This window comes from Acinetobacter sp. YH12129 (assembly GCF_013418685.1).
Lineage (GTDB): Bacteria > Pseudomonadota > Gammaproteobacteria > Pseudomonadales > Moraxellaceae > Acinetobacter > Acinetobacter amyesii.
This window is the reverse complement of record NZ_VPBP01000001.1, coordinates 82,919-104,133: the sequence shown is the minus strand read 5'-3', so window position 1 is coordinate 104,133 and position 21,215 is coordinate 82,919. Positions and strand designations below refer to the sequence as shown.

Here is a 21,215-nt window from a genome sequence, read left to right as displayed (position 1 = left end):
TTATGAAAAAGCTATCTTGTTCAGGCCTTGTTCATCCATTTTTTTTGGCCATTATTATTATTTTGGTCGCAATTCCAATGGGTTTCTATGGCATGTATCTCTATATTGCCCCGTCTTTGCCTGAAATGTCCATCTTAAAAAAGGCTCCATTATTAAAACCCTTGCAAGTTTATAGTGCTGATAATGAGCTGATTGCAGAATATGGTGGCAAACTTTCGGTTCCTGTAGAGTACGACCAAATCCCGTCTCATTTCATTCATGGCTTTTTAGCTGCGGAAGATTCTTCGTTTTTTGAGCACAGCGGAATTAGTTTCAAAGGATTGGGACGTGCTGTCAGTGAAAGTATTACGGGTTCAGATGTGCAAACCGGTGGTTCAACCATTACCATGCAGGTTGCAAAAAACTATTATCTGACTCCAGAACGTACTTTAAAACGTAAACTGACTGAAGTTTTCCTTGCTCGAAAAATTGAACAGAATCTAAGCAAAGAAGAAATTTTAACGCTGTATGTCAACAAAATCTTTTTGGGCAAAAATGCTTACGGGATCGCTGCAGCTGCAAAAATTTATTATAACAAGAGCTTGCAAGATTTGAGTTTGGCTCAAATGGCAATGATTTCAGGCTTACCCAAAGCACCATCAAAATATAATCCTGTAGCCAACCCAAAACGTGCTTTAGAGCGTCGTAATTGGATTTTAGGACGTATGTTGCAATTGGGGTATATCAATCAATCTGAATATCAAAAAGCGATTGCTGAACCGATTAATCTCGATATGCCTGACCGCGGGGTCAGCAACAAATTCCCCTACGTCGGGGAAATGGTTCGCTCTGAGCTCGTAGAAAAGTTTGGCGAACAAGCGACAGATTCTGGCTATAAAGTCTATACCACCATCAACAGCCAACGCCAAGCCTATGCTGAGCAAGCTGTGCAAGATGGTCTTGAAGCTTACGATAGACGACATGGTTGGCGTGGTGCAGAAGCACATGATGAGCCATTAAAAAACTTTATTCCATATGCTAACACTTATCCTGCCCAAGTCACTAAAGTCAACAACACCAGTATCGAAGTGTTGATGCAAGATGGCAGTAGTGTGACTGTTCCATGGTCAGGTCTGTCTTGGGCACGTCCCTATCGCAATGCCAATAGTGTAGGCAATGCGCCAAGCAAAGCCTCACAAATTGTTAAAGTAAAAGATATTATTCGCCTACGTCCGAATGCTGATAAAAGCTCATGGGCTTTAGTGCAAATTCCAAAAGCGCAAGGTCAATTGATCGCACTCAACCCCAATAATGGTGGCATTGAAGCCATTGTCGGTGGTTATAATTTTTATCAATCTAAATTTAACCGTGCCTTACAAGGCTGGCGTCAGCCGGGTTCAACCATTAAACCCTTTGTTTATGCTTTAGCACTTGAACGTGGCATGACTCCGTATTCCATGGTCAATGACAATCCAATTACGATTGGCAAGTGGACGCCTAAAAACTCTGACGGTCGCTATTTAGGGATGATACCTCTACGCCGTGCCCTCTATTTATCACGTAACACAGTTTCAGTACGCTTATTACAAGTCGTCGGGATTGAACGTACTCGCCAATTATTTATGGATTTTGGCTTACAAGAAAACCAAATTCCAAGTAACTACACCATTGCTTTAGGTACCCCACAGGTGTTGCCGATTCAAATGGCGACAGGTTATGCGACTTTTGCCAACGGTGGATATCGTATTCAACCCCATTTTATTAGCCGTATTGAAGATGCTTATGGCAAAGTCATTTATCAAGCCAATCCTGAATATGCATGTATTCAATGTATCAATCAAAAGGACGAAGTTGAATCTGCAGATCCGACCACGCCGGATGATGAAGTGATTGAAGTCACCAATCAGGATAACAAGCCCGCTGAATCAAAAATTTCCGATACTGAAGCAGCAAACTATAAACAAGCTCAGCGGATTTTGAAGTCAAGTTCAGCCTTTGATATGGCGAACATCTTGCGTGACGTGATCCAACACGGTACAGGTCGTGCGGCATTAAAAATTGGTCGCGGTGATTTAGGCGGTAAAACCGGTACAACCAATGATGCAAAAGACGCGTGGTTTGCTGGATTTAATGGAAAATTGGTCACTGTGGCTTGGGTCGGTTTTGACCAACCCTCTACTTTAGGTCGCCGTGAATATGGTGGTGTTGCAGCATTGCCTATTTGGTCAGATTTTATGGCGAAATCACTTAAAGGCACACCTGAAGCTTGGGTGCGTTTAGACACCCATGCCAAGAATCCAATCAACCGTAATTCGGCTAAAGCGACTCAAGGTCAACCTGAACAAGATCGTGCAGCAACGCCACCAATGGCTCAACCGCTGTATCGTCCTGCTCCTGTTGCACCGAAGCCTCAGGCTTCGCAAAATGATTTTGACGACCTTCCTGGGTCTACTGAAACCAATCTTGCACCGACTCGAACTGCGCCTCCGCCAATGCAGCCTAAACCACAAGGTGCAGAGCATAAAACGGACGCACTTGATCATCTCATCGATCAAGTTCAGTAAATACTGCATAAAAAAAGCCCTCAAACGAGGGCTTTTTTATCACTTCCAATGCATTATTTCTTTTTAAAGAGATAAATTTGATACTGCGCTTGCAACTCAAATTGTTCATTTTTTTCTAGAGCTTCTCGACGCTCAGCTTTCACTTTATAGGCATAAGGCGTCATTGCAATTAAGTTTTTGAGATCCTGCTGAGAAAGTGACATTTTCGCTTGAACCACTTGTTCACTTTCCAATTCAAAATCATTCGCCAGTTGTTCCACAAATTTATGCGGTTCATGTAGTTTTACTTCTTCAAACAGGGCTTCACGCATTGCATAAAGATGCTCTGGCGCAGGTGTGACCACCATCAAGTGCCCTTCAGGCTTTAACACACGAAGGATTTCTTCTTGAGGAATAGGACTAAATAAACTCGTACACAAGTCAATCGAATGATCTAATACAGGTAAGGTTGCCCCTGTCCCAACCACCCAAGTCACCTCTTTATTCAGTTTAGCGGCCACTTGTACTGCATTTTTAGCGATATCGACACCCACACACTGTAATACTTCAGCTTGCATCGCATTGGTGTAATAGCCTTCACCACAGCCAATATCCAACAAGTTTTCAACCCTTAATTTTTGAATCAAAGCCACTACTGCCTGTTGCAAAGGTGCATAGTGACCTGCACTTAAAAATGCTCGACGCGCCTGTACAGATTCAGGCGTATCACCCGGGTTTTTACTGTGTTTATGTTGAACCACATGTAAATTGACATAACCTTGTTTTGCAACATCATAGCTATGATTATTTTCACAGCGCCATGTCCGCTCTGTGAGTTTCAATGCTTCACGGCATACAGGACACATCAACAGGTTCATCATTTACTCCACTATATTTTTGAAATAAAAAAACCGGCATCTGTGGGAGCAAATGCCGGTTTCGTTTATTTATTTGCTTAACGTAATTTTAAAGTCATTAGACCCAAAACTACCAGCATAATTGTGATAATCCAAAAACGAATCACCACCTGAGTTTCACGCCATCCCTTTTTCTCATAGTGATGGTGCAGCGGTGCCATTAAGAATACACGCTTGTTCCGCATACGCAGTGAGCCAATTTGCAAGAAAACAGAAATAGCTTCAACCACAAAGACACCGCCCATAATGGCAAAAACGATTTCTTGACGAACCATGACTGCGATCGTACCGAGCATCGCACCTAGAGATAAGGCACCGACATCACCCATAAACACTTGAGCTGGATGCGCGTTAAACCATAAGAATGCCAAACCAGCACCGATCATTGCCGCACAGATCACGACAAGTTCAGATGCGTATTTCACATAAGGGATATGTAAATAATCGGCAAAACGAACATCACCAGCCAGATAAGCAAATACACCTAAACCTGCGGCAACCAGAACAATTGGCATAATTGCTAGGCCATCTAAACCATCCGTTAAGTTCACAGCGTTAGATGCGCCGTTAATCACCAAATAAGTAAAGACAATAAAGCCAATACCGAGTGGAATAATAGACAACGGAATGCTAATTTCTTTAAAGAATGGAATCAGCAGATCCAACATATTTGAGGTATGTACTGGGTTTGCTTGCTGTGTCGCAATCACATAGAGCGCAATACCGGCGCCTAACGATGCTACAGAAGTCCAAAAGAATTTCTTCTTCGCAGGTAGACCGGCATTGTCTTTATAACGGATTTTAATCCAGTCATCGGCCCAGCCAACAGCACCAAAGATCACCATAACGCCAAGTACAATCCATACATAAGGGTTTGAAAGATCGGCCCAAAGTAAGGTTGAAATCCCAATAGACAGTAAAATCAACACACCGCCCATAGTCGGTGTGCCCATTTTTTTGGCATGATTTTCAGGTGCAAATGAACTGACTGCCTGACCATATTTGAGAGCTTGCAATTTGCGGATCATCACAGGTCCAAGCAACAGACCAATGGCCAATGCCGTTAAGACACTGAGTAGCGAACGAAGCGTTAAATAACGAACAACCTGAAACGAGCTGTGATAACCCGCAAGCTGCTCAAATAACCATAACAGCATTAAAGTTTCTCCATCAATTCAGCCATCAAAGTTTCCATGTGGGTATAACGAGAACCTTTAAACAGGAAACTCATGGACTGAGGCTGATGTGTTTTGACTAGACTAATTAATAACGGTAAAGCCTGTTCTTGAGTAAGAAAGGCCTGTAATTTTTTACCATATTGTGTACTGCGCGCGCCTTCTTGCACAGCAGGTGAAAACTCACCGACAGCAACGACAAATTGAAGACCAGAGTGTGAGACAAGATCACGTCCCAACATGTAGTGCTGCTGTGCAGCAGATGAACCTAACTCACCAATATCCCCAATGACCATGACTTTGATGCCATCTTGCTGCGCAAGTACATCAGCAGCAGCACGCATTGAGGTTGGATTTGCATTGTAAGTATCATCAATAAACAAATAATCTTTATGTTGAATAAAGTTTAGACGACCTTTGGCACCAGTTGCATGTTCAAGACCCACAACGATGTCATCTAAACTCACGCCAATCGATAACGCGAAAGCTGCGGCTGCAGTGGCATTTTGCACATTATGCTCACCCGCAAATGGCAGTTGAACAGAACGCGAACCTTGTGGCGTATTTAAGATAAAACGTGAAGATTGAGCCTGAAGCTCCGTCTCAGTCGCAAAGACATCCCCACCCTGACCAAAACTCATTACTTGCTCAGTTTGCACAGCTTGACGAATGGCATCTGTAAAATCATCTGCCGCAGGCACAATCGAAGTTCCTGTTTTCGCTATATGTGCATAAATTTCAGACTTGGCACGACAGATGCCATCACGCCCACCAAATTCACCCATATGAGCGGTGCCAATATTTAAAATTCCGGCAACCTGAGGCTGTACCAAATTTGAGGTGTAATCAATTTCACCTTTATGACTGGCACCAAGCTCCATCACGGCATACTGATGTTCTGGACGCAACTCAAGTAACATCATCGGCACACCAAGGTCATTATTTAAATTACCGCGCGTAATTAATGTTGGTGCAAGACGAGAAAGGATACTCCCGAGCATCTCTTTGGTTGTGGTTTTACCACTGCTTCCTGTCAAGGCAATGACTTTTAAAGCTGGGTTTTGGGCACGACGAAATGCACCCAAATGTCCAAGCGCCAAACGTGTATCTGCAACCACCAACTGACAAATATCCACATCGACCGGATGACTCACAATGGCAATTTCACAACCCTTTTCAGCCACTTGAGCAAGGAAGTCATGCGCATCAAAGCGTTCACCTTTCAGGGCAAGAAAAGCATCGCCTTGCTCTGCATGACGTGAATCGGTCAAAATTCGTTTCACAGGACCTGTCGGCGCTTGATTATTATGCCAGTGACCTTGTGTCGCTTGAACCAACTGTTCGGCAGTCCATGGTTCTAATGGAACCGTACTGGTCGTTGAAGTATGCATATCTGTTTCCTATTGCGCTGGATAAGCCGAGTCAGTGTTGTGATGCTGTGAATCAATCGCTGATTTCACTTCCACCACATCATCAAACCAATGTCGAACTCCATCAATTTCTTGATAGTTTTCATGGCCTTTACCAGCAATCACCACAATATCACCCGCTTGCGCATGGTTGACTGCGAATTTAATCGCTTCACGGCGGTCATGGATTTCATGGACAGTTTTTCCAGTGAAATCAATACCAGCCTTCATATCTGCAAAAATTTGTTCTGGGTTTTCAGTACGTGGATTATCTGAGGTAATCAACGCAATATCTGCATGGTTTAATGCCGCTTGTGTCATCAATGGACGCTTACCACGGTCACGATCACCACCACAGCCAAACACCGCCCATAGCTGTTGCGATACATGACGTTTTAAAGTCTGTAACACTTGAACTAAGGCATCTGGTGTATGTGCATAATCCACCACAAACAGGCGCTCATCATCACGGATCACTTGCATACGACCCGGCGCACCTTTTAACTCAGGCGCAGTTGCGATCAAGGCAGATAAGTCAAAACCCGCTTGCTCCGCTGAAATTAAGCTCGCCACAATATTTTCAATATTGAAGTGTCCCAATAATGGACTTTGCACCACAAATTCAGCTTGAGCAGTACGCAATTTAAATTGTGCGCCCGTTAAGCTGTATTGAATATCCGTCACTTGATAATCCGCAGCCTGACGCGTTGAATAAGTCAAAATTTTAGGCTGAGCCGGGTTTTGGCGCGCGGCATTCAGCATCACTTCGGCATGTTTATCATCGAGATTGATGACTGCAACTTTGAGCGATGGAAACTGAAACAAACGTGATTTCGCTTCAGCATAGGCTTCAAGGGTTTTATGATAATCCAAATGGTCACGACTTAAATTGCTATATGCGGCAATTTCAATTGCACAGCCATTTAATCGACCTTGTTCTAATCCGTGCGAACTTGCCTCAATGGCAGCAAACTCTGCCCCCTCAAGTGCATAGGTATGCAACGCATTTTGCATATGCAACGCATCTAAAGTGGTGTGAGAAGAGGCTTCTAAATTCGGTAAAATTCCGTTACCAGTGGTTCCCATCACTGCACATTTTTTGCCTTGCAGCATGAGTAATTCAGCGATTAAACGAGAGATCGTGGTTTTACCATTGGTACCCGTCACTGCCAAAATTCGTGCAGCTTGAGCTGGTTGGGTCGCCTGTAAATATTGCTTTTGCCACTGCCCCATCAATTGACGCACATCCGCGATCACGACACTTTGATCCAAGCCCAAATCAGTTTCTGAAATGACTGCCAACGCGCCATTCTCTAACGCTGCACGTGCAAATTGTGCTGTTTTTTCAGGTTGCGAAAACGAAGTCAGGGCAATAAATATTTGCCCTGCTGTAATTTTGCGACTATCCAGATTGAAGCCCTGAAAGGATTGCGACATCCATTCAGCGGGCTGTTCAACGGTGTATAGATCTTGAAACGTAATTTTCATTCATCACCTATTACTGGATCTTAGGAGTGTCTAAAGGTTTATCTAAAGGTACGTTCATTAAACGTAAAGATTCTTGCATTACACGAGCAAAAACGGGTGCAGCCACCAGGCCACCGTAATACTGACCTGTTGGGTTTTCCACCACAACAATCATGGCCAAACGTGGATCACTCACTGGTGCGACACCAGCAAAGAGTGCACGATATTCTGAAGTCGAATAACCTTTACGGTCTGCACGTAATTTATGTGCTGTACCAGTTTTACCTGCCACGCGATAACCCGGAATATTGGCTTGACGTGCCGTACCACCCGGTAAGGTCACCGCTTCCATCATTAAAAGCACTTGATCAGCAATTTTAGGGTCAACCATCTGCTCACCTTTCGGCTTTTCCTCAAGCTTGTACAAGCTCAGTGGCATTTTGACGCCTTTGTTGGCAATCATGGCATAAGCATCAGCCAGTTGGAGCACTGTAGCGTTCAAACCATAACCATAAGCCATGGTTGCTACTTCTGACACATTCCATTTGCTCTTCGGCAAAATCAGACCAGCACTTTCACCGGGGAATTTCACTGCTGAACGTTGACCAAAGCCAAGACGTTGATAGAAGGTCGGCAATGTTTCATAAGGGAGAGATAAAGCGATTTTTGCCACACCAACGTTAGACGATTTTTGAATAATGCCGCCCAAAGTCAAAGGACCATAGTTATGCGTATCTCGAATAGTATGATTCCCAACGCGCATTGAACCCGGTGTGGTATTTACAACTGTATTTGCCGTGTATTTGCCGCTTTCCAACGCCATTGCCACGGTCATTGGCTTCATGGTTGAACCTGGCTCAAAAGAGTCAATCGCACCACGGTTACGCATGGCATCTTTATTTAAAACGCCTTTTTTATCGTTCGGGTTGTACGACGGCCAAGAGGTCATCGCCAAAATTTCACCTGTTTTGACATCCACGGCAATCGCGGTTGCAGAACGTGCGTTATTGGCTACGCCGGCTGCAGTCAACTCACGATACATAATGTATTGCAAACGTGAATCAATACTCAGCGTGATATTTTCACCCGACTCAACCTCTTTCACGATCTCAGGGTCTTTAACGCGGTTGCCTTTTTTATCTCGGACAATTTGCTGCGCACCATCTACGCCTGCAAGACGTTCATTCAATTGCATCTCTAAACCTTCGATGCCCATACCCTCACTATTGGTTAAACCAATAATTTGTGAGTTTGGCTGAGGCTGTGGATAGTAGCGCTTATAGTTTTTCTCGGTATATACCCCCTGAAAGTCACGTTTCATGATCAATTCAGCTTGTTGTGGTGGCACTTCTTTCTTTAAAACTAAATAACGTGAACGTGGACGCTCATTCATTTTGCGTCTCAATTCAGCACGATCCATCCCTACAGCATCAGCGAGTTCATCTAAATTCAGATTTTTATCTGGTAATTGACGTTTTAACTTACGATTGTTTGGATCTTTAGCCAATTCGGCCGTAATTTCTTCAAAGAGTTTTTTATTGTCAAAATAATCACGTGGATCGATCACGATTTTCATGATCGGAGTACTAATGGCTAAAGGAACGCCGTGACGGTCATAGATTACACCGCGCATGGCTTTTAAGGTTTCAGTTCTTAAAATTTTGGCATTGGCTTTATTTTGTAAAAAGTCTTTATTGATGATTTGTACATAAAAAGCCCGCCCGACCAATGCAATAAAGCACAGTAAAACCACTGCCCACATCAAGTGATAGCGCCACATCTCCACCGAAATGGCTGTACGACCAGTAACAGACTGCTGTTTTTTACGCGGAGTTTGTTTGTTTCTCTTTTCAACCATGTGACCGGCAGCCTATTTTTTCTGTTCTGGAGTTTGTGGCAATGAAATAACAACGGTTTGTGCAATAGGAGGCGAATACATCCGTAATTGGGTAACTGCACGTGTCCCAATTTGGGCTGTTGCACCAAAAGTTTGTTGTTCGATCAGCAAACGTCCCCATTCTGCATTGAGGTCATCCCTTTCACGCATATAGGTACTCAATTGACGATAATCTTGTCGATATTCAAAGACTTGAAATACAACCATAATCGCACTCACAAAAACCAAGAGCAATAAAATGCCGTATGTAATGATTTTCTTCGACTGCGATTGATCAGAGTTTTTTTCGATTGCTTCGGTTTTCATTCTTTGCCTTTTAAGCTAAACGCTCTGCCACACGAAGCCAAGCACTACGAGATCGTGGATTGGCTTTAACTTCTTCTTCACTTGCTTTAATTCGTGACACTTTTTTTAAGCGGCGGGTATCTTCGCGTTTTTGTGGCAAACCCCAGCCTGTGTCTTCTGCAAGTGTAGATTCTTTTTGAATAAATTGTTTAATTAAACGATCCTCTAAAGAATGGAAACTGATCACTGCCAGAGTGCCTTCAGGTTTCAGCATCTCCACCGCTTGAGGTAAGAAGATATCAATATCGTCGAGTTCTTTGTTAATAGCAATACGAATTGCTTGGAAAGTTCGTGTCGCTGCATGTTTATTTTTTTCCCATTTCGGGTGGGCAACTTTTACGATTTCTGCCAATTGAGCTGTAGTTTCAATATACCCTGCCGCTTTAATCGCTTTGGCAATACGGCGGCTATAACGCTCTTCACCATATTTAAAAATAATATTGGCCAAATCTTCTTCTTCAATATCAACCAACCACTCTGCGGCTGTTGGACCTTGTGAATTGTCCATACGCATATCAAGTGGGCCATCTTTCATAAAGCTAAAGCCACGCTCTGCTTGGTCTAGCTGCGGAGATGATACCCCTAAATCCGCCATAATACCGTCTACCAAGTCGATACCACGACTACGCAGTTCCTCTTTTAAATCGGCAAAACTAGCGTGAATGATTTTAAAACGCGCATCTTCTTGTTCTAATTCTGCTGCAACAGCCAACGCTTGCGGATCTTTATCAAAGGCATAAACACGTGCGTTTTCATCTAATTTAGACAGTAATAAACGCGTATGACCACCACGCCCAAATGTGCCATCTACGAAAATTCCTGTATTGCGATCTGCCAGTAAAGCATCAACAGTTTCATGAAGTAATACAGAAATATGCGACATAAGGGTTCGTTCAACACAGCTAAAAATGTAACTGCACATTATTACCTTGTTTTAGCAAAGCTCCAAACGTCTTTTTGTACAGAAATATTACTTTCCATAGAGAAAACCGTTTTTATTTTTTGCCATCCATTAAAAAACCTCCCGAAGGAGGTCCTTGTACATCTCAAATCATAGATTTCGATGCATTAACGCTTGTTATTGTAGATCTGATCGAAGATCGCACCATTCACAAAATGTGTTTTTTGTGCTTTTGCCCAGCCACCAAAGACTTCATCAATAGTAAAAGTTTTTAAAGGTGGGAATTGAGTTTTATATTTTGCTAAAACTGCTGCATTACGTGGACGATAGAAATGACGAGCAGCCATCTCTTGACCTAATGGAGAATAAAGATAATTGATATAGCCTTGAGCTAACCATTTATTACCATTCTTATCGACAGTTTTGTCTACGATCGCCACTGAAGGCTCAGTCAAAATCGACATCGATGGATATACGATATCAAATTTATTTTTACCCAAAGTTTTTTGAGTAACTAAAGCTTCGTTTTCCCAAGTCAATAACACATCACCAATACCACGTTCTGCAAATGTAGTCATCGATGCACGTGCCGCAGAGTCCATTACTTTTACGTTATGGTACATCTTACCCACGAAATCTTTGGCTTTCGCTTCATTACCACCCGGCTGTTTCAAAGCATAACCCCAAGCTGACAAGTAAACCCAACGTGGGAGACCGCCAGTTTTTGGGTTTGGGGTAATAATTTGTACGCCCGGTTTGGTTAAATCAGACCAATCTTTAATATGTTTCGGGTTGCCCTTACGCACCATGAAGACAATCGTTGACGTATATGGCGCTGAGTTATGTGGAAACTCTTTTTGCCAACCCGGCTGAATCTGACCAGACTTTACAATTTCTTCGATGTCATTGGCCAAGGCCAAAGTCACGACATCACCTTTTAAACCATCAACCACGGATCGGGCTTGTTTACCTGAACCACCATGTGATTGTTTAAATGCAACCGTTTTACCGGTACGCTCTTTCCAATATGCACCAAATGACTTATTAAATTCGTCATAAAATTCACGCGTTGCATCATAAGAAACGTTTAAAAATTCACGATCAGCGGCCTGAGCAGACGCTGAGAAAGCAACACCAGTGGCAAGCAACGCGGCACTGAGCCACGCCTTAAATTGAGTTTTCATAACAGCCAGCATAAAGTTATATTCAATACTGCTAAATATATGAAATAAAGTCATAAATCGCAATTGCAGCAAGTTTAGACCCTTTTGCTGAATACAGCTAACGCAGCGAATTTAATTGTCTGTTTTTCATATTAAAATACACAAAAACAATCTACTTATTGCCTATATATAGATTTTTATGCATTACATATGCAAAAAACGGATAATCTAGATTATCCGTTTTTACAGCGCACATTATAGTGGGTCGTTTTACTCTTTATTCTTTTCACTATAGATTTGATCAAAAATCGCACCATTCACAAAATGTGTCTTTTGCGCTTTAGCCCAACCGCCAAACACTTTATCAATGGTAAAGGTTTGAACTTTCGGGAACTGAGCAGCATATTTTGCAGTGGCTTTTGCATCGCGAGGGCGGAAGAAATATTTACCTGCCAGCTTTTGGCCATTAGGTGAATATAGATAGTTCAAATAACCCTTCGCCAAATTTCGATTACCATTTTTGTCGACAGTTTTATCTACTACAGCTACTGAAGGTTCAGCTAAAATTGAAATAGACGGACAAACAATGTCATATTTATCTTTGCCTAAGCCCTGAGTTGCTAACAGTGCCTCATTTTCCCAAGACAGCAAGACATCTCCAATGCCACGCTCAGCAAAGGTCGTGAGTGATCCACGTGCGCCAGAATCCAATACTTTAACATTACTATAGAGTTTTTTCACCAATTCTTTGGCTTTGGCGTCATTGCCACCCGGTTGTTTTAAAGCATATCCCCATGCTGATAAATAGATCCAACGCGGTGCCCCACCAGTTTTTGGATTTGGCGTAATAATTTCAACACCCGGTTTGGTCAGATCATTCCAATCTTTAATTTTTTTCGGGTTGCCCTTACGCACCAAAAATACGATTGTTGAGGTATACGGTGCAGAATTATGTGGAAATTGTTTTTGCCAATTTTTATTGATTTGTCCGGTCGCCACAATTTCATCAATATCATTAGCCAATGCCAAAGTGACAACGTCTGCTTGCAAACCTGTTGCCACTGCACGAGCTTGTTTGCCAGAGCCACCGTGAGATTGTTTAAAATTAATCTCTTGCCCTGTATGTTTTTTCCAATATTGTCCAAATTCTTGGTTATATTCCTGATAAAACTCACGTGTTGGATCATATGAGACTTTTAGAAATCTTTTGCGGCATACACCTGTACCGCTACCCCACCCAACAATGCGAAAATGCCCGATGCTATTATTTTTTTCATCTGCTCAAACTCAAATTGATCTTGAGAGCACTATATAAATCAAAAATAACTTTAACAATCAGCTATCTATAATATAAATTCAAATCTATTTCTTTTTTAAAGATATCTAAAAATAACGTATTTAAAGCTTTAATTCTGCTAATACAGCAACAATCAGAAGCGATCTCCATGCTATCTTCATAGTTGTTTGCTAAAACATCCGAAAATCTGGAGAAAACAGTCTATTTAGGTAATCCCAGTACAGACTTTTTAGTTTTTTTGTAAAAATTGTGACGTAGTTCTACTTTTTAATTACGAAAGATGGTTAAATCGTAGTCTAAATATTAAAACTATTTTGCAAATAAAAAGTTCCATCACCAAAACTAGGGGGAGATTTGGACATGAAATTTTCATACGCGCTATGCCTAGGCTTAAGTTTAAGCGTGACTGCACAGACTGGATTTTGTGCTGCAACCAGCACCGCATCGAATAACAAACTTACGATGCCTGCTGAACGTACCTCATTGATCGAAAAAGCGATTAATCAGCAAAAATCTGAAGGTAAAGGCCGTACAGACGATAATTTAAAAGTACTTACGTCTATTAAAGCTGCACCGACTCAAAGTTTCTTTGCATCACAAAACCAAAGTTTTTCTCGTTTTGTTCAAGCCATTTTTTCTGGTAGCAACTCATAACGACATCAGCATACTGATGCTGTCCAAGCTATTGTTTTAGACGAGTTCCCCTACTGTCGTCTAAAAAATACTAAAAAACGCCTGATCATTCAATGTTGAATTAAGCATTAAGTGATCAGGCTTTTTCGTTATAATAGATCCCAATTTACATTCTGATTAAAAGCTGATTATGACTGTTCGTACTCGTATCGCACCTTCTCCTACTGGTTTCCCGCATGTTGGGACTGCTTATATTGCATTGTTTAACTTATGTTTTGCGAAGCAACATGGCGGTGAATTTATTCTTCGTATTGAAGATACAGACCAACTGCGCTCTACCCCAGAATCTGAGAAAATGATTTTAGATTCATTGCGTTGGTTAGGTTTGAACTGGTCAGAAGGTCCAGATGTAGGTGGCCCTCATGCGCCATACCGTCAATCTGAACGTATGGACATTTATAAACAATATGCTTTGGAACTGGTTGAAAAAGGTCATGCATTCTACTGCTTCGCAACAGCAGAAGAACTCGATCAAATGCGTGCGGAACAACAAGCGCGTGGTGAATCACCGCGTTATGACGGTCGTGGCTTAAAACACACTGCAGAAGAAGTGGCACAGCGTTTGGCTGCTGGTGAACCGCATGTCATTCGTATGAAAGTGCCTGAAGAAGGGATTTGTAAATTTAATGACTTACTGCGTGGTGAAGTCGAAATTCCTTGGGCGCAAGTTGACATGCAAATTCTACTGAAAACCGATGGTTTACCGACGTATCACTTGGCAAACGTGGTTGATGACCATTTAATGGAAATCACTCACGTAATTCGTGGTGAAGAATGGATTCCATCTGCGCCTAAACACCAATTGTTGTACAAATATTTTGGTTGGGACATGCCTGTACTTTGCCACATGCCGCTGTTACGTAACCCAGATAAATCAAAACTGTCTAAGCGTAAAAACCCAACCTCAATTAACTACTACAAAGACATCGGCGTTTTACCTGAAGCATTATTGAACTACTTAGGCCGTATGGGTTGGTCAATGCCAGATGAAAGTGAAAAATTCACTTTGGCTGAAATGATTGAACACTTTGACATTCAACGTGTATCACTAGGCGGTCCAATCTTTGATGTTGAAAAGTTGAACTGGTTAAATGGTCAATGGATTAAAGGTTTAACACCAGGTCAATTGCTCGACACCCTGCTTGCTTGGAAATCAGATCGTAATACCTTGGAAGAAATTGCGGCTGCGATTCAACCGCGTATTAATTTATTGTCTGAAGCAGTGAATTGGGCAGGTTTTTATTTTAACCAATTCCCAACACTCAGCAAAGAACAGTTTGAAAGCAAAAAATTGACCGAAGAACAAGTTCGTCAAAGCCTTCAATTTGCCATTTGGCGTCTAGAAAGCATGTTCACTTGGAACAATGACACCGTCAGCCAAACTTTGATGGATTTGGCGAACCAAATGGACATTAAACTTCGTGACTTCATGCCAACCTTCTTTATTGCTATTGCTGGTTCGACATCTTCGACACCGGTTATGCAATCAATGGTAACCATTGGTCCTGATTTAACCTTTGCTCGCTTACGTCATGCACTTGAAATTGTGGGCAGCCCGAGTAAAAAAGAAACAAAAGCATGGGAAAAACTCAATGAAAGCTTAAAACTGCCGAAAAATGATGCAGTTGATGAAGCTTAATTGATTTTTTAGTTGACGGATGGGCGTTATCCCCCTAATATAGCGCCCATACCGAGAGATGGTGTCAACCAACTCTAAGTTGCCTCAAATTGTCCCTATCGTCTAGAGGCCTAGGACATCGCCCTTTCACGGCGGTAACCGGGGTTCGAATCCCCGTAGGGACGCCATATTCAAGGTGATGCAAATCATCTTATAAAAAACCCAAGCATTATGACTTGGGTTTTTTATTGCCTAAATTTTATCTGATTTAAATTTACGGTATTTTTGCTTTCTGCGTCATTCTGATTAAAATAAACCATAGATTAAAATTATGGAGTTGCAATGCAATACCGTTGCCCTAAATGTCAAAGCCCTAAAATTATGCCTCTTGCGCAAGCAGGCCAGCCTGTTGCTCGTCCTGTCGTGCCTAAAAGCCTGATTATCCTCATCCCTGCGGTATTTATTCTTTTACTGTTGGTGATTATCAGCATCGCAATGTGGATTTTTGGTGACGGTGCAGGTACTACATTACAAACTGCGACTGTTGTTGTATTTATTGCTTGCTTGATTGCTGGCTTCATGTTCTATCGCGACCTGCCAGATTTCAAAATTTCAATGCAAGGTTTTATGCAATCACAGAAAAAATGGAAATGCCGCGAATGTAATCATGAGTGGGAAATCTAAGCCGGCCATTTAAATTACATCAGCATTAGTGCTGATGTGATTCATCATGAGAATGCGCGTGATCATCTTGATGATGCCCATGTGCATGATCAGACTTTTGGGTATGTTGGTGTACCACACATTCATCTTCTTCGATTTGTAATGTCATCTCCGTGATTCCATGTTCATGTTGCAACATTTCAATCGCCTCAAAATACAAGGCATTACGATCGGCTTCAGGTGCAAAGAGATGAACTGTCAAATGCACATTCTTTGATGTTATTGCCCAGACCTTTAACTGGTGAATACTCTCTACCCCATTGAGTGCCAATAAATCATTGCGTAACTTTTCTATGTCAATTTCTTCAGGCACGCCTTCTAATAAAATATTGATACTTTGTTTGAGTAAAATCCAAGTCCTTGGTAAAACCCAAAAGCCAATGAGCACCGCAATTAGTGTATCGACCCACATCCAGCCCGTAAAATAAATAATCGCTGCACCAATAATTACACCAACCGAACCTAGGGCATCACTCAACACTTCTAGATACGCCCCCTTCACATTCAAGCTTTCTTGTGAACTGGAAAATAAAATACGCATCGAGATTAAGTTAATGATCAAACCAATAACGGCGACCATCATCATGCCCATACTTTGAATTTCTGGCGGTGTTGAAAAGCGCTGATAGGCCTCATACAAAATATAAATCGCCACCACAAATAGCATCAAGGCATTAAACAAGGCTGCCAAAATTTCAAAACGCTGATAGCCAAAGGTGCGTTTGTTGTCAGCAGGAAGCTTGCCAATTTTGATCGCGACCAATGCTATGGCAAGGGCTGCGGCATCGGTGAACATATGTGCCGCATCTGACAATAGCGCCAAACTTTGCGTCATAAATCCTGCAATGACTTCAATAATCAAAAACGTCGTGGTCAGTGCTAAGGCAAAACTTAATTTTTTGACATTCCCTTCCGTCACAACGGCATGGCTGTGGTCATGCCCATGATGCTCACTCATTATTTTCTGACCTTTATAAATTATATATTCTTCAGTCTTGAGCTTAACAGGTGCAGTAAACGTAATAAAATTACATTATTCAACCTTCAGTACTACGTTTTACCTTCAAACTTTAAAACTGCTTTTTTCAGCATCTACTTTCAATTTATTAAAAATAATTTTTCGCGATCTAGATGACTGAAATCACTTATAAATATTTTTCAATACCTATTCACATATCATGACAAGCATGCTAATTTTCATCTTAAGTGTGATCTGTTTAAAACAATTAAATCATTCATCGCAGCGCACGAATGACTGCAATTAATATTTTTATTAATCAAGTGGTTATATTTAGAAACAAGGAGTTTAACAATGATGATACAAGCTCTGAAAAAAATCTATGCACTGTTGTCACAACAGATGAATCCAAAGTTGCAAGGAATGCATCTTTCGATTCCAGAAGCCGAAGGTGATTACGCCCAAGGGACTTATTTTGAAATTCTTGCGGCTCAACACCATCAAGACTTTCTCAGTCACCATACTATGGATTCAGCAGACCAATCCCCTACTGACTATCGCAATGCCATGTGGAATTTTTTAAGTGCCGCATTAAAAGGTCATAAAGATGCCCAATATCGCTTAGGTCTCGGTTATTTACGTGGAGAACTCGGCTTAGACCGCAATTATGAACTTGCAGAGCTTTGGCTCAGTAAAGCGGCTGCACAAGGCCATGAACAAGCAGACTACGTCTTACATCATGCCTATGAAGACATTGTCGTATAGTCATTGCATTCTAAGTAATAAAAAACCAGCCCGCAGGCTGGTTTTTTTATTTTAAAACTGGAACTTAGTTGCCAATTTTGCGGTATTTTTGACGCTTTGCAACTAGGTCATCACCATCACGTTTACGACGGTATTCTTCAAATTCATGGTAGTTACCTGTGAAGAATTCAGGGGTTTCACCTTCAAATGACAAGATGTGCGTTGCAATACGGTCGAGGAACCAACGGTCATGCGAGATCACCATTACAGTCCCTGGGAATACCAGAATGGCATCTTCAAGCGCACGTAAAGTTTCGATATCCAAGTCGTTTGATGGTTCATCGAGTAAGATAACGTTTGCGCCCATTTGCAGGATTTTCGCAAGTTGTAAACGGTTACGTTCACCACCTGACAATTGACCTACACGTTTTTGCTGATCTTGACCTTTGAAGTTAAAGCGACCGATATACGCACGAGATGCGATTTCGTATTCACCAATTTTCAAGATATCTAAACCGCCAGAAACTTCTTCCCAAACAGTTTTGTTGTCATCTAAGGTGTCACGAATCTGACCAACATAAGCCACTTTAACAGACTCACCCAGTGTAACTGTACCTGTATCTGGTTGTTGTTCGCCTGTCATCATACGGAATAATGTGGTTTTACCCGCACCGTTTTCGCCCACAATACCTACAATTGCAGCAGGTGGTACAACGAACGATAAATCTTTATAAAGTGTACGGTCACCAAAGGATTTACTAATACCTTCAACTTCTACAACCTTGTTACCTAAACGTGGACCAGGTGGAATGTAGATTTCAGACGTTTCGTTACGCTGTTGGAATTCGCGTGAGTTAAGCTCTTCAAAACGCTCCATACGCGCTTTGTTTTTCTTTTGCTGACCTTTGGCATTTGAACGAACCCATTCAAGTTCTTTTTTCAATGCTTTAGCAAAAGATTCTTCTTGCTTCTGTTCTTGCTCTAAACGAGCATTTTTCTGCTCTAACCAAGAAGAGTAGTTGCCTTGGTATGGAATACCCATGCCGCGGTCAAGCTCAAGAATCCACTCTGCCACATTATCCAAGAAGTAACGGTCATGGGTAATCGCAACGATCGTACCTGGGAAATCTTTCAAGAAACGTTCTAACCAAGATACTGATGAAGCATCCAAATGGTTCGTCGGTTCATCTAGAAGTAGCATGTCTGGTTTAGACAATAACAAACGGCAAAGTGCAACACGACGGCGCTCACCACCAGACAACTTAGATACATCTGCATCCCAAGCTGGAAGATTCAACGCTGCAGCAGCCTGATCCATTTGGTTGACAATGTTATGTGCATCCCATGAATGGATAATCGCTTCTAACTTCTCTTGTTCTTTTGCAAGTGCATCAAAGTCAGCATCTTCTGCTGCATATTCTGCAAACACTTCATCAAGACGCGCCAAAGCATCCAACGGTTCACGTAAACCGTCTTCAACGTTACCACGAACGTCTTTGCTTTCATCCAATGGCGGCTCTTGTTCAAGGTAACCAATTTTGATACCCGGTTGAGCACGTGCTTCACCTGAGAAATCTTTATCTACGCCCGCCATAATACGAAGCAAGGTAGATTTACCTGCACCGTTTAGACCAAGCACACCAATTTTTGCGCCTGGGAAAAATGATAAAGAGATGTCTTTCAGGATTTCGCGCTTAGGCGGAACCATCTTCGACACACGGTTCATCGTGTAAATATATTGGGCCACTTAGGACTCCTCAATAGTCAAAACATATACGGAACAACACAAAGTTGCCCCTGCTCAATTGAGCGAAAAAATAATCGGCTATTATACGCATAAAGTCGTGAAAAAATAAGGTTTCGCACACGCCTTCAATGCATTGTTACAAGTTTAATGGCGAACAAAATTTAAACATGCGTTTTTAAGCATGATTTCGCTCATCTTTAGCTGAAAATTTTTCAACAATATGAATAATTATGATATTAATTTTAGAAATAAAGCACTTTTATTCATATATAAAAATGATAGACTGTTTAAAAAACTAGCTCACTTAGATGAAGTAATCATGACCTATAAAGACGAAACTTTAGCAATTCACGCGGGGTATACACCGGAGCCAACCACCAAAGCGGTTGCGGTGCCAATTTATCAAACCACCTCATATTCATTTGATAACACGCAGCATGGTGCTGATTTATTTGACTTAAAAGTTCAGGGTAATATTTATACCCGCATTATGAATCCAACCACCGCGGTACTTGAACAGCGTGTTGCAGCGCTCGAAGGCGGTATCGGCGCATTAGCTTTAGCCTCTGGTATGGCGGCCATTACATATGCGATTCAAACCATTGCTGAAGCAGGCGACAATATCGCTTCAGTTTCGACCCTATATGGCGGCACATATAACCTGTTTGCCCACACCCTGCCGAAACAAGGCATTGAAGTTCGCTTCTTTGATTATCAAAACCCCGAAGCGCTGCGTAGCCTCATCGATGACAAAACCAAGTTGGTCTTTGTCGAATCTATTGGTAACCCATTGGGCAATATTATTGACCTCGAAGCAATTTCGAAAATTGCGCACGAATATGGCATACCTGTGGTGGTCGACAATACCGTTGCTACTCCTGTCCTGCAAAAATCATTTGAATTTGGTGCCGACATTGTGGTGCATTCATTGACCAAATATATTGGTGGTCATGGTAATTCGATCGGCGGCATCATCGTCGATAGCGGCAAGTTCCCTTGGGGCAAATATCCTGAACGCTTTAAATCACTGAATACCGCTGATCCAAGCTACCACGGGGTGAATTATGTCGAAGCCTTAGGTGAAGCAGCCTACATTGCTCGTGCGCGCGTGGTACCACTGCGTAATACGGGCGCTGCGATCAGCCCGCACAATGTGTTTTTGATCTTACAAGGTTTGGAAACCTTAAGCCTGCGCATGGAACGTCATACAGAAAATGCGCAAAAAGTGGCTGAATATTTACAAGCGCATCCAAAAGTAAAATGGGTTAACTACGCTGGCCTAAAAGACCACCCACAACATGCTTTGGCGCAAAAATATGTCAAAGGCAAACCATCTGCGATTCTTTCCTTTGGGGTCCAAGATGGCCTTGCAGGTGGCACACGTTTCATCGATGCCTTGCAGTTGTTTACTCGCCTTGTGAATATTGGTGATGCCAAAAGTTTAGCCTGCCATCCCGCGACCACGACACATCGTCAGCTCAATGAAGATGAACTCAAAGCAGCCGGTGTCAGCATTGATATGGTTCGTTTATCGATTGGGATTGAACATGCAGATGACTTGATTGCCGACTTAGAACAAGCCTTAGCTGCTGTTTAAAGCATAATTGCACAATCCACAGGTCTTATTTTTAAGACCTGT

At 42.1% G+C, this 21,215-nt stretch carries 16 protein-coding genes, 1 tRNA gene and 1 pseudogene; 7 read left to right on the top strand and 11 right to left on the bottom strand.

Annotated elements, in window-relative coordinates; all coding sequences use genetic code 11:
* Positions 1 to 2: 2 nt before the first annotated feature.
* Positions 3 to 2,543, top strand: coding sequence for a penicillin-binding protein PBP1a (gene ponA, locus FTU65_RS00500; protein ID WP_180064863.1), 2,541 nt, complete (start codon positions 3 to 5; stop codon positions 2,541 to 2,543).
* Between the two features lie 53 nt (positions 2,544 to 2,596).
* Here the strand turns inward: ponA and FTU65_RS00495 are convergent, their stop codons facing one another.
* From FTU65_RS00495 to FTU65_RS00455, 9 genes and pseudogenes are all read right to left on the bottom strand, one after another.
* On the bottom strand, positions 2,597 to 3,400 hold the full coding sequence (locus tag FTU65_RS00495) for a putative RNA methyltransferase (protein WP_180021660.1): 804 nt from the start codon (positions 3,398 to 3,400) through the stop codon (positions 2,597 to 2,599).
* Between the two features lie 77 nt (positions 3,401 to 3,477).
* Complete coding sequence (mraY, locus tag FTU65_RS00490) at positions 3,478 to 4,596, bottom strand: phospho-N-acetylmuramoyl-pentapeptide-transferase (RefSeq protein ID WP_078189386.1); 1,119 nt, start codon at positions 4,594 to 4,596, stop codon at positions 3,478 to 3,480.
* Positions 4,596 to 6,005 carry a UDP-N-acetylmuramoyl-tripeptide--D-alanyl-D-alanine ligase gene (murF, locus tag FTU65_RS00485; RefSeq protein ID WP_180064864.1) on the bottom strand — a complete coding sequence of 470 codons (1,410 nt, stop codon included), beginning with the start codon at positions 6,003 to 6,005 and terminating at the stop codon, positions 4,596 to 4,598. The genes mraY and murF overlap by 1 nt, the downstream gene beginning before the upstream one ends.
* A 9-nt stretch (positions 6,006 to 6,014) precedes the next feature.
* Complete coding sequence (locus FTU65_RS00480) at positions 6,015 to 7,511, bottom strand: UDP-N-acetylmuramoyl-L-alanyl-D-glutamate--2,6-diaminopimelate ligase (RefSeq protein WP_180064865.1); 1,497 nt, start codon at positions 7,509 to 7,511, stop codon at positions 6,015 to 6,017.
* A gap of 10 nt (positions 7,512 to 7,521) precedes the next feature.
* Positions 7,522 to 9,348 (bottom strand): penicillin-binding protein PBP3, encoded by a 1,827-nt coding sequence (gene ftsI, locus FTU65_RS00475; protein ID WP_168378186.1) that lies wholly within the window; start codon positions 9,346 to 9,348, stop codon positions 7,522 to 7,524.
* A 12-nt stretch (positions 9,349 to 9,360) separates the two neighbouring features.
* Entirely contained in the window at positions 9,361 to 9,693 is a 333-nt protein-coding gene (ftsL, locus tag FTU65_RS00470) for a cell division protein FtsL (RefSeq protein WP_078189390.1), read from the bottom strand.
* Positions 9,694 to 9,703: 10 nt separating this feature from the next.
* Positions 9,704 to 10,615: a 16S rRNA (cytosine(1402)-N(4))-methyltransferase RsmH gene (gene rsmH, locus FTU65_RS00465; RefSeq protein WP_180011304.1), complete on the bottom strand. Its 912-nt coding sequence runs from the start codon at positions 10,613 to 10,615 to the stop codon at positions 9,704 to 9,706.
* Positions 10,616 to 10,800: 185 nt separating this feature from the next.
* A complete protein-coding gene (locus FTU65_RS00460) occupies positions 10,801 to 11,817 on the bottom strand; it encodes a sulfate ABC transporter substrate-binding protein (RefSeq protein ID WP_180064866.1) in 1,017 nt (338 codons plus the stop codon).
* Positions 11,818 to 12,066: 249 nt separating this feature from the next.
* Positions 12,067 to 13,073 (bottom strand): annotated as a pseudogene (locus FTU65_RS00455) (sulfate ABC transporter substrate-binding protein).
* Positions 13,074 to 13,453: 380 nt separating this feature from the next.
* Between FTU65_RS00455 and FTU65_RS00450 the strand changes: the two are divergent.
* From FTU65_RS00450 to FTU65_RS00435, 4 genes are all read left to right on the top strand, one after another.
* The gene (locus tag FTU65_RS00450; protein WP_078192541.1) at positions 13,454 to 13,747 is read left to right on the top strand and encodes a hypothetical protein; all 294 of its coding nucleotides are present in this window, start codon (positions 13,454 to 13,456) and stop codon (positions 13,745 to 13,747) included.
* A gap of 169 nt (positions 13,748 to 13,916) precedes the next feature.
* A complete protein-coding gene (gene gltX, locus FTU65_RS00445; RefSeq protein WP_180064867.1) occupies positions 13,917 to 15,425 on the top strand; it encodes a glutamate--tRNA ligase in 1,509 nt (502 codons plus the stop codon).
* A 91-nt stretch (positions 15,426 to 15,516) separates the two neighbouring features.
* Positions 15,517 to 15,592, top strand: a tRNA-Glu gene (locus tag FTU65_RS00440).
* Positions 15,593 to 15,746: 154 nt separating this feature from the next.
* Positions 15,747 to 16,088, top strand: a complete 342-nt coding sequence (locus FTU65_RS00435; protein ID WP_078189395.1) for a hypothetical protein — start codon at positions 15,747 to 15,749, stop codon at positions 16,086 to 16,088.
* A 25-nt stretch (positions 16,089 to 16,113) separates the two neighbouring features.
* On the opposite strand, the gene FTU65_RS00430 is transcribed toward FTU65_RS00435, so the two are convergent.
* Complete coding sequence (locus FTU65_RS00430; protein WP_180042170.1) at positions 16,114 to 17,085, bottom strand: zinc transporter; 972 nt, start codon at positions 17,083 to 17,085, stop codon at positions 16,114 to 16,116.
* A gap of 354 nt (positions 17,086 to 17,439) precedes the next feature.
* On the opposite strand from FTU65_RS00430, the gene FTU65_RS00425 reads away from it, so the two are divergent.
* On the top strand, positions 17,440 to 17,850 hold the full coding sequence (locus tag FTU65_RS00425; protein WP_180024277.1) for an SEL1-like repeat protein: 411 nt from the start codon (positions 17,440 to 17,442) through the stop codon (positions 17,848 to 17,850).
* A gap of 64 nt (positions 17,851 to 17,914) precedes the next feature.
* Here FTU65_RS00425 and ettA read toward each other — a convergent pair whose 3' ends face one another.
* Complete coding sequence (gene ettA / locus FTU65_RS00420) at positions 17,915 to 19,576, bottom strand: energy-dependent translational throttle protein EttA (RefSeq protein WP_180042172.1); 1,662 nt, start codon at positions 19,574 to 19,576, stop codon at positions 17,915 to 17,917.
* Positions 19,577 to 19,895: 319 nt separating this feature from the next.
* Here ettA and FTU65_RS00415 point away from each other — a divergent pair, with 319 nt between their 5' ends.
* The gene (locus FTU65_RS00415) at positions 19,896 to 21,173 is read left to right on the top strand and encodes an O-acetylhomoserine aminocarboxypropyltransferase/cysteine synthase family protein (protein WP_180005477.1); all 1,278 of its coding nucleotides are present in this window, start codon (positions 19,896 to 19,898) and stop codon (positions 21,171 to 21,173) included.
* Positions 21,174 to 21,215 lie beyond the last annotated feature (42 nt).